9 protein-coding genes are annotated in these 9,258 nt (G+C 72.3%); 2 read left to right on the plus strand and 7 right to left on the minus strand.

Going from position 1 to position 9,258, the window contains the following annotated elements:
• The 6 genes from cysD to OP86_RS39080 all read right to left on the minus strand — a co-directional run.
• Positions 1-921, minus strand: a 921-nt coding sequence (cysD, locus tag OP86_RS31350; protein WP_030260698.1) for a sulfate adenylyltransferase subunit CysD, incomplete at its 3' end; no start/stop codon positions are given.
• 5 nt (positions 922-926) lie between these two features.
• Positions 927-1,508 carry an adenylyl-sulfate kinase gene (gene cysC, locus OP86_RS31355; RefSeq protein WP_051831092.1) on the minus strand — a complete coding sequence of 194 codons (582 nt, stop codon included), beginning with the start codon at positions 1,506-1,508 and terminating at the stop codon, positions 927-929.
• 53 nt (positions 1,509-1,561) lie between these two features.
• Positions 1,562-2,263: a phosphoadenylyl-sulfate reductase gene (locus OP86_RS31360; protein WP_030060860.1), complete on the minus strand. Its 702-nt coding sequence runs from the start codon at positions 2,261-2,263 to the stop codon at positions 1,562-1,564.
• Entirely contained in the window at positions 2,244-2,426 is a 183-nt protein-coding gene (locus OP86_RS31365; RefSeq protein ID WP_030060859.1) for a hypothetical protein, read from the minus strand. Before OP86_RS31365 ends, OP86_RS31360 begins: the two co-directional genes overlap by 20 nt.
• On the minus strand, positions 2,423-4,147 hold the full coding sequence (locus OP86_RS31370) for a nitrite/sulfite reductase (RefSeq protein ID WP_030060858.1): 1,725 nt from the start codon (positions 4,145-4,147) through the stop codon (positions 2,423-2,425). The genes OP86_RS31365 and OP86_RS31370 overlap by 4 nt, the downstream gene beginning before the upstream one ends.
• Positions 4,148-4,345: 198 nt before the next feature.
• Positions 4,346-4,429 carry a putative leader peptide gene (locus tag OP86_RS39080; protein WP_310593185.1) on the minus strand — a complete coding sequence of 28 codons (84 nt, stop codon included), beginning with the start codon at positions 4,427-4,429 and terminating at the stop codon, positions 4,346-4,348.
• Between the two features lie 224 nt (positions 4,430-4,653).
• Here OP86_RS39080 and OP86_RS31375 point away from each other — a divergent pair, with 224 nt between their 5' ends.
• Entirely contained in the window at positions 4,654-6,069 is a 1,416-nt protein-coding gene (locus OP86_RS31375) for a YihY/virulence factor BrkB family protein (RefSeq protein WP_324604113.1), read from the plus strand.
• 86 nt (positions 6,070-6,155) lie between these two features.
• Here the strand turns inward: OP86_RS31375 and OP86_RS31380 are convergent, their stop codons facing one another.
• The gene (locus OP86_RS31380; RefSeq protein WP_234435107.1) at positions 6,156-7,817 is read right to left on the minus strand and encodes an FtsW/RodA/SpoVE family cell cycle protein; all 1,662 of its coding nucleotides are present in this window, start codon (positions 7,815-7,817) and stop codon (positions 6,156-6,158) included.
• Positions 7,818-8,149: 332 nt separating this feature from the next.
• On the opposite strand from OP86_RS31380, the gene OP86_RS31385 reads away from it, so the two are divergent.
• Complete coding sequence (locus OP86_RS31385) at positions 8,150-9,169, plus strand: cytochrome c oxidase assembly protein (RefSeq protein WP_157849894.1); 1,020 nt, start codon at positions 8,150-8,152, stop codon at positions 9,167-9,169.
• The last annotated feature ends 89 nt before the right edge of the window (positions 9,170-9,258 follow it).

Below are 9,258 nucleotides of genomic sequence, written 5' to 3' on the forward strand. Positions count from 1 at the left end.
CCCCTCGCGCTTGCGGTCTTCCATCGCGGCCTCGGACAGCTTGTCGTCGGCGCGGGTGGCGCCGCGCTCGGTGAGGCGGCTGGCGGCGATCTCGGCGATGACGGCCTGGATGGTGGTGGCGTCGGAGTCGACGGCGCCGGTGCAGGACATGTCGCCCACGGTGCGGTAGCGGATCAGCCGCCGCTCGACCGGCTCGGTGTCCTTGGGGCCGCCCCACTCGCCGGCGGTCAGCCACATGCCGCTGCGGGAGAAGACGTCGCGCTCGTGCGCGTAGTAGATCTCCGGGAGCTCGATGCCCTCGCGCTCGATGTACTGCCAGACGTCCAGCTCGGTCCAGTTGGACAGCGGGAAGACCCGCACGTGCTCGCCGACCGCGTGCCGGCCGTTGTAGAGCGACCACAGCTCTGGGCGCTGGCGGCGCGGGTCCCAGGCACCGAACTCGTCGCGCAGCGAGAAGACGCGCTCCTTGGCGCGCGCCTTCTCCTCGTCGCGCCGGCCGCCGCCGAAGACCGCGTCGAAGCGGTTGGTCTCGATGGCGTCCAGCAGCGGCACGGTCTGCAGCGGGTTGCGGGTACCGTCCGGGCGCTCGCGCAGCCGGCCGTCGTCGATGAAGTCCTGGACGTGGGCGACGTGCAGGCGCAGGTTGTGCTCGGCGACGGTCCGGTCGCGGTAGGCGATGACCTCGGGGAAGTTGTGCCCGGTGTCGACGTGCAGGAGGGAGAAGGGGACGGGCGCCGGGTGGAAGGCCTTGAGCGCCAGGTGCAGCATGACGATGGAGTCCTTGCCGCCGGAGAAGAGGATCACCGGGCGTTCGAACTCCCCCGCGACCTCACGGAAGATGTGCACCGACTCGGCCTCCAGCGCGTCCAGGTGGGACAGCGCGAAGGGGGTGTCCTCGGTGTGGACCTCGTTCTGGGTCACGGTGGTCACGCGAGGCCCCTTTCGGTCAGGAAGGCGTGCAGTTCGGCGGCGGACTCGGTGACCGCGCGGCCCTGCGTCTGCAGGCGCAGCTCCGGGCTCTGCGGGGCTTCGTACGGGTCGTCCACGCCGGTGAGACCGGAGATCTCCCCGGCGGCCTGCTTGGCGTACAGGCCCTTGACGTCGCGCTCGGCGCACAGCTCGACCGGGGTCGCGACGTGGATCTCCAGGAACTCGGTGCCGGCCGCGGCGTGCCGGTCGCGCACGGCAGCGCGGGAGTCGGCGAACGGGGCGATCACCGGGGCGAGCACCTTGACGCCGTTGGCGGCGAGCTTCTCGGCGACGAACCCGATCCGGGTGACGTTGGTGTGCCGGTCCTCGCGGGAGAAGCCGAGGCCCTTGGAGAGGAACTCGCGGATCTCGTCGCCGTCCAGGACCTCGACCCGGTGGCCCTCGGCGCGCAGCCGCTCGGCCAGGGCGAAGGCCAGCGTGGTCTTGCCGGCGCTCGGCAGCCCGGTCAGCCACACGGTGGCGCCGCGCTCGCAGGGGGCGGCCGCGGGGGCCGCCTCTGCGGCTCCGTCGGCGGCCAGGGTGTGAGCTGTCACGGTGTTCTTCCTTACGATCAGCGGTAGTTGACGGTATGTCAGAGATGGATGCCGCACTCGGTCTTGCCGGAGCCGGACCAGCGGCCGGCCCGGGCGTCCTCGCCCTCGGCGGGCTTGCGGGTGCAGGACAGCGGCGAGCAGCCGATCGAGGTGTAGCCCTCCCACAGCAGCGGGTTGAGCAGCACGCCGTTGGCGGCGACGTAGGCGTCCACGTCCTCCTGCGTCCACCGGGCGATCGGGGCGATCTTGACCTTGCGGCGCTTCGGGTCCCAGGACACCACCGGGGTGTTCGCCCGGGTCGGCGACTCGTCGCGGCGCAGGCCGGTGGCCCAGGCGTCGTACCCGCCGAGGCCGCGGTTCAGCGGCTCGACCTTGCGCAGCGAGCAGCACAGGTCCGGGTCGCGGTCGTGCAGGTGCGGCCCGTACTCGGCGTCCTGTTCGGCGACGGTCTTCAGCGGGGTGAGCGTGATGACGTTGACCGGCATGGTCGCGGCCACCGCGTCGCGGGTGCCGATGGTCTCCGGGAAGTGGTAGCCGGTGTCCAGGAACACCACGTCCACGCCGGGGAGCACCGAGGAGGCGAGGTGGGCGACGACCGCGTCCTCCATGGAGGAGGTGACGCAGAACCGCTTGCCGAAGGTGTCGGCGGCCCAGGCCAGGATCTCCTGCGCGGTCGCCTCCTCCAGCTCGCGGCCGGCCCGGACGGCGGCCGCCTCGTGGTCAGTCGCGGTGCTGCTCATGGGACGTCCCCCCGTGGTTGGTCGGTGACAGCAGGCCGAGGAACTTCAACTGGAAGGCGCGGCGGCACCCGTGGCACTCCCAGGCGCCGTGTCCGGCCTCGGAGGGGCGCAGGTCCTCGTCCCCGCAGTAGGGGCAGAAGAAGGGGGCTGCTCTTTCGCTCATGACAGCTGCTCCTCGGTCGCCCGGGCCGTCCACTGGGCGAAGCGCTCGCCCTCGGTGCGGTCGGCCTGGTAGCGGGTCAGCAGGCGCTCGACGTACTCGGGCAGACCGGCGCTGGTGACCTTGAGGCCGCGGACCTTGCGGCCGAACCCGGCCTCCAGGCCCAGCGCGCCGCCGAGGTGCACCTGGTAGCCCTCGACCTGCTCGCCGTTCTCGTCGGTGACCAGCTGGCCCTTGAGGCCGATGTCGGCGACCTGGATGCGGGCGCAGGCGTTCGGGCAGCCGTTGATGTTGATGGTCAGCGGCTCGGCGAAGTCGGGCAGGCGCTGCTCCAGCTCGTCGATGAGCGTACGGCCGCGCTCCTTGGTCTCGACGATGGCGAGCTTGCAGTACTCGATGCCGGTGCAGGCCATGGTGCCGCGGCGGAACGGCGAGGGGGTGACCCGCAGGTCCAGCTCCTCCAGGCCGGCCACCACCGAGTCGACGTGCTCCTCGGCGATGTCGAGGATCAGCATCTTCTGCTCGGCGGTGGTGCGCACCCGGTCGCTGCCGTGCGCGGCGGCGAGGTCGGCGATCCGGCCGAGCAGCTTGCCGTCGACCCGGCCGACGCGCGGGGCGAAGCCGATGTAGAAGTTGCCGTCCTTCTGCCGGTGGACGCCGACGTGGTCGCGCCAGCGGGCGGCGGGCTCGGCGGGGGCGGGGCCGTCGATCAGCTCGTACTTGAGGTACTCGTCCTGCAGGACCTGGCGGAACTTCTCCACGCCCCAGTCGGCGACCAGGAACTTCAGCCGGGCGCGGTTGCGCAGGCGGCGGTAGCCGTAGTCGCGGAAGATGCCGATGACGCCGCCGTAGACGTCGGCGACCTCGTCCAGCGGCACCCAGGCGCCCAGCCGCACGCCCAGCTTGGGGTTGGTGGACAGGCCGCCGCCGACCCACAGGTCGAAGCCGGGCCCGTGCTCGGGGTGGACCACGCCGACGAAGGCGATGTCGTTGATCTCGTGCGCGACGTCCAGCTGCGGGGAGCCGGAGACCGCGGACTTGAACTTGCGCGGCAGGTTGGAGAAGTCCTTGTTGCCGATGAAGCGGCGCTGGATCTCCTCGATGGCGGGGGTGCCGTCGATGATCTCGTCCTCGGCGATGCCGGCCACCGGGGAGCCGAGGATGACGCGGGGGGTGTCGCCGCAGGCCTCGGTGGTGGACAGGCCGACGGCCTCCAGCTTCTGCCAGATCGCCGGGACGTCCTCGATCCGGATCCAGTGGTACTGGATGTTCTGGCGGTCGGTCAGGTCGGCGGTGCCGCGCGCGTACTGCTCGGAGACCTCGGCGATCGCCCGCAGCTGGGGGATGGTCAGCCGGCCGCCGTCGATGCGGACCCGGAGCATGAAGTACTCGGCGTCCAGCTCGTGCGGCTCCAGGATCGCGGTCTTGCCGCCGTCGATGCCTTCCTTGCGCTGGGTGTAGAGGCCCCACCAGCGCATCCGGCCGCGCAGGTCGGCGGGGTCGATCGAGTCGAAGCCGCGGTGCGCGTAGATCGTCTCAATACGTGTCCGCACATTGAGACCGTCGTCGTCCTTCTTGAACTGCTCGTTGGCGTTCAGAGGAGTGAAGTGGCCCATGCCCCACTGGCCCTCACCGCGGTGACGGGTCACCTTGCGGGCCGCGGCGGGGCGGCTCGCGGCGGCACGGTCGGCCGTGGGCTCGGCGGTCTCGGGGGAGGTGGCCATGGTGAAGTCCTTCGGGGCAGGTGGCGCTGGTGCCGGGAGGGTCGCGATGCGTGCTCAGCCGTGCGGTGCTGCTCTGACCTGCGGGTTTTCTCAGGACCGGGAGGGCAGTGACCGAGGCCGGGCGGGCGCCTGCGCATCCGCTTCGACCGGGATGGCGGGAAGGGTGGCGCCGGGTGCGGTGGTGCGGCGGGGTGGGGCTCAGGTCACCGGACAGATGGCGCTGGACACGCGAAGGAGATCGACGTGGAGTCGACCTACTAGGGTGGTTCCGGCGCTAGGCATGGCAAGAGATTCGCACGGGGCGGGACTCGCGGTCCACTAACATCCGCATGCTGGACGCTGAGGTTTCGTCATGTGGGACGGCCGGAGGTTCCCGCCGCTCCCGGGCGGGTTGTCCGGTCACGCGCCCACTCCCGGGGAGATCAACCGTCCGCGCCCGGGGGAGATCGATCGCCCGCGCCCGGGGGAGATCAACCCGCGGGCCCCGGCCCGATACCGTTAGCCCTGTGCAAGCAGCAGGCGATACGAGCAGACCGGACCCCGAGCGGCCCTCCCGGCGCCGGGGCAAGGGCTCCCGGCGCGCGGCCAAACGGGCCATCTGGCCCCGCACGGCGTGGGAGCTGATCAAGGACACCACCAACACCTGCGTCGAGTACCGGGTGACCGGGCTGGCGGCGGAGGCGGCCTTCTTCACCTTGCTGTCGATCCCGCCGCTGTTGCTCGGGCTGGCCGGCACCCTCGGCTACCTGGACGAGTTCGTCGGCGAGGGCACCATCGCCGGGTTCAAGAAGAGCATCCTCTCGGCCTCCGGGACGGTGCTGTCGGACTCCTCCGTCAAGGAGGTCGTGGTCCCGCTGCTGGACGGGGTGTTCGACCGCACCCGGCCCGACCTCGTCTCGATCGGTTTCCTGCTGTCCCTGTGGTCCGGCTCCAGGGCCCTCTACATCTTCATCGACACCATCACCGTCATGTACGGGCTCGACGGCAAGCGGGGCATCGTCAAGACCCGGCTGATGTCGCTCGGCCTCTACTTCGGCGCGCTGGTGATCGGCTCGCTGGTGCTGCCGCTGCTGATTCTCGGGCCGGGGCTGCTGGAGAACGCGGTACCGGGGTCGGCCGGGCTGATCGGCGCCCTCTACTGGCCGGTCGCGATCGCGCTGCTGACCGTGTCGCTGACCACCCTCTACCACTTGGCCGTGCCGGTCTCGACCCCGTGGCGCGAGGACATCCCCGGCGCCCTGGTCGCCCTGGTGGTGCTGGTCTTCTGCAGCGTCGGACTGCGGGTCTACCTGGTCAGCTCGGTCGAGGGCCCCTCGGTGTACGGCTCGCTGGCGGCGCCGGTGGCCGTACTGCTGTGGATCTTCGTGGTGGCGCTCGCGGTGCTCATCGGCGCCGCGATGAACGCCGCGATAGACCGCCGCTGGCCCACCCTGGAGACGGCCGACGCGCGCGCCGAGAACGAGCGGGCCCATGAGGAGGCCGCAGCCGCCGTGGTCCGCGAGGTCGCCGCCCGGCGGGCCGTGGAACGGGCCCGGCGGGCCCGCGTACTCGAGCTCGCCGAGGGCGTCGAGGAGGAGTGGGGCGAGGACGAGGGCGAGGACGTCGACGTGCCGTCCGAGTACCCGGAGCGGTGGGCCGACGTGCTGGCCGCCGAGAACGTGCGTGGCCGCCTCACCGCCCGCGGCGGGCCGCACCACCGGCCCGCCCCGCCGCCGCCGGACAGCGACCGGCCGACCGGGCCGCCGTCGGGGTCCGAGGGGTCGTCGGGGCCTGCGGGGCCGTCGCCGGTGCCGCCGGGGTTGTCGGGGCCTGCAGGGCCTGTCGGGCCGTCGCCGGTGCCGCCGGGGCTCTCGGGGCCTCCCGGGCAACCGGCGCCGGGGTACCCGCCGCGGCCGCCCCGGCCGCCGTGGGAGCAGCGGTAGGTTGCGGAGAACACACGGAGAGGGCCTCTCCCGCGGGTGCGGGAGAGGCCCTGTCTGCTGTGCGGCGGCTGTGCCGTGCCGGACGGTCAGGTGGCCGACGGGTGCGGGGGGTGGCCGTACTGCGGTGCGGCGGGGGTGTGCCCGAACGAGGGGCGCAGCTCGGTGGGGGCGGACGGATCCGATGCCGGCGGTGTGAAGGGCTGCGGGTCGGCGGGAGTCGGGGCGGTGGGCGCCGTCGGGGTCGGGGTCTGCGTCGGGCCCGTGGGGGTCGGGCCCGTGGGCGTCGGGCTCGCGGGCGTCGGGTCGGCCGTTGTCGCCGGGCGGGGCTGGGCCTGGGACTGGGCCTGGACCGGGAGCGGCTCGGGGGAGGGCTGGGCCGGCTCCAGGGCGGTCCGTCCGGAGGAGTCGCTCAGCTTGATCAACAGCGCGACCATCAGCCAGTTCGCCAGCAGCGACGAACCACCGGCCGCCAGGAACGGCAGCGCCTTGCCGGTCAGCGGGACCAGCCCGCTCACCCCGCCCACGACCACGAAGACCTGGAGCGCCAGCGCCGCCGCCAGCCCGGTGGCGAGCAGCTTGCCGAACGGGTCGGTCAGGCCGACGGCGGTGCGCAGGCCGCGCTGGATCAGCAGCACGTAGACCAGCAGTACGGCCGTCACCCCGGCCAGGCCCAGCTCCTCGCCGATCGTGGTGAAGATGAAGTCGCTGCGCCCGGCGAAGCCGATCAGCCAGGGCCGGCCCGAGCCCAGGCCGGTCCCGGTCATGCCCCCGGTGCCGAGGCTGAACAGCGCCTCGGCGGGCTGCTCGGAGATCGCCTTGTCGTGCACCGGCTTGTAGTAGTCCAGCGGGTGCAGCCAGGCCTCGACGCGGCCGTGCACGTGCGGCTCCACGGTGCCGACCACCGCCGCGCCGCCGACCGCCATCAGCAGGCCGAGCACCACCCAGCTGGTGCGCTCGGTCGCCACGTACAGCATCACGATGAAGACGCCGAAGAAGATCAGCGAGGTGCCCAGGTCGCGCTCGAAGATCAGCACCAGCAGGCTGACCACCCAGATCGCCAGGACCGGCCCGGCGTGCCGGCCGCGCGGCAGGGTCATCCCCCAGACCTTGCGGCCGGCCAGTGCGAGCGCGTCCCGGGAGGCCATCAGGTAGCCCGCGAAGAAGATCGTGATCGCGACCTTCACGAACTCGTCCGGCTCGAAGGAGAGCCCGCCCAGCTTGATCCAGCGCTTGGCGCCGAAGCTGTCGCCCGGGGAGGCCACCGGCGCGGCCAGCAGGATCAGCGCGCCCGCCATCAACAGGTAGACGTAGCGCTGGAAGAAGCGGTGGTGCTTGACGAAGACGATCAGCGCGATCGCCGCCGCCACCGAGATGAACACCCACATCAGCTGGGAGGGCGCGGCCGGCAGCTTCTGGTAGTCGCCCTTGGCGGCGTGCGCGGCCTTGTAGCTGATGTCCAGCCGGTCCAGCAGCATCAGCCCGAAGCCGGTCAGGAACACGCCCAGCGGCAGGATCAGCGGGTCCGCGTACGGCGCGAACCGGCGCACCGCCAGATGTGCCGCCCCGGCCAGGGCGCCCAGCGCCAGGCCGTGCACCAGCAGCCCGGGCGGCATCTTGCCGGTCAGCGCCAGGTCGGCGTCGATGTGTCCGGCCAGACAGACGGCCACCGCGAGCGCCAACAGGCCCAGCTCGATGTTGCGGTGGCGCGTGGCCAGCCGGCGGCCCTCGCCGCGTGCAGTGCTTCGCACCTCTTGTCGTCCCCTTGTCACCCACGTGGCGGGTATCGCCGTCGGGCATCCTGCCAGACGTTTGTGTCTTCGCCGTGGTTGCGAACGGAGCGGCTCCGAGACCGGAACTTTGCCTGGGCAAAGCTTTGTTGGCGGCAGGTAAAGCTTTGTTCAGGCCCGGGTATAGAGGCGGGCCCCGGCTGCGGCGGGCCGGTGGCGCGGCGGCATCATGGCCGGGCGCCGCGGCCTCCGCCGGGGCGCCCGCCGTGCGCTTCGCCGGCGGTGGTGCGGACGAGGTCCGCCGCCCTGGGCGGCGGCGGGTTCGAGCGAGGTTCGAGCGGGGTGCGAGCGAGGTGAGCGAACGGATGAACGGCGCGGTGGACGGCGCGGTCTCCGTGCTCGCGTACCACGGGCCGCCGCCGTGGCAGTGGTCCGACCTGGCCACCTCCTGGACGGCCGAACCGCTGGTGCTCACCCTCTCGGTGCTGCTCGGCGCCTGGTACCTGGCCGCGGTGCGCACCGTCCACCGGTCCGGCGGCGAACGCTGGCAGCCCACCCGCACCGCCGCCTTCCTCGGCGGACTGCTGCTGTGGATCTGGTGCACCTGCTCCGGCCTCGGCGTGTACGAGCGGATCCTCTTCGCCGACCGTGCCGTACAGGTCGTGCTGCTGCTGATGGTCGTCCCGCTGCTGCTCGCGCTCGGCGCGCCCGTCTCGCTGCTGGTCGCGGCCGCGCCGCCGGCCCGGCGGGAGCGGATCCTGCGGGCGCTGCGCAGCCGGCCGTCCAAGGTGCTGATGTTCCCGGCCGTCTCGACCGCGCTGCTGATGGCGCCGCCGTGGCTGCTCTACTTCACGCCCTGGTACGAGGAGTCGGTGTCCAGCGCGTTCGGCAACGTGCTGCTGCACCTGGTGCTGGTGCTGCTCGGCCTCGCCTACTTCTGGCCGCGGCTGCAGCTCGACCCGGTCGGGCACGAGTACCCGCACCTGGTCGGGTTGTTCATCACCTTCGCCGAGGTGATCTTCGACGCGGGGCTCGGGATCGTGCTGATCTACGGCGGCCACCTGGTCGCCGAGCACTACTACGTGGCGCTCGGGCGGCCGTGGGGGCCGAGCCTGGCGCAGGACCAGACCTGGGGCGGCAACGCGTTCTGGGTCCTGGGGGACCTGGTCGGGCTGCCCTTCCTGGCCGCGCTGGTGCGGCGGATGGTGGTGCAGGGGCGGGAGGAGATCAAGGCCGTGGACGCCGAGCTGGACGCCCGCTTCGAGGCGGCGGCCGCGGAGGCGCGAGCCGAGGGGCGGGCCGAGGAGGAGGAGACGGGGATGCGGCCGTGGTGGCTGGACGACCCGAACCTCAAGCACCGGTACGGGGGGTAGGCGGGGGCTTCGGGGCCGCTGTGGGGCGTCGTGGGGCTGTCTCTTATACACATCTCCGAGCCCACGAGACAGGCAGAAATCTCGTATGC

Origin of the sequence: Streptomyces novaecaesareae, from assembly GCF_000716875.1 — a bacterium.
Lineage (GTDB): Bacteria > Actinomycetota > Actinomycetes > Streptomycetales > Streptomycetaceae > Kitasatospora > Kitasatospora novaecaesareae.

Bases quoted from the DNA above. Each gene is read 5' to 3' on its own strand.
- OP86_RS31370 (WP_030060858.1), bottom strand. From the start codon at position 4,147: ATGGCCACCTCCCCCGAGACCGCCGAGCCCACGGCCGACCGTGCCGCC.
- OP86_RS31365 (WP_030060859.1), bottom strand. From the start codon at position 2,426: ATGAGCGAAAGAGCAGCCCCCTTCTTCTGCCCCTACTGCGGGGACGAG.
- OP86_RS31360 (WP_030060860.1), bottom strand. From the start codon at position 2,263: ATGAGCAGCACCGCGACTGACCACGAGGCGGCCGCCGTCCGGGCCGGC.
- OP86_RS39080 (WP_310593185.1), bottom strand. From the start codon at position 4,429: ATGCCTAGCGCCGGAACCACCCTAGTAGGTCGACTCCACGTCGATCTC.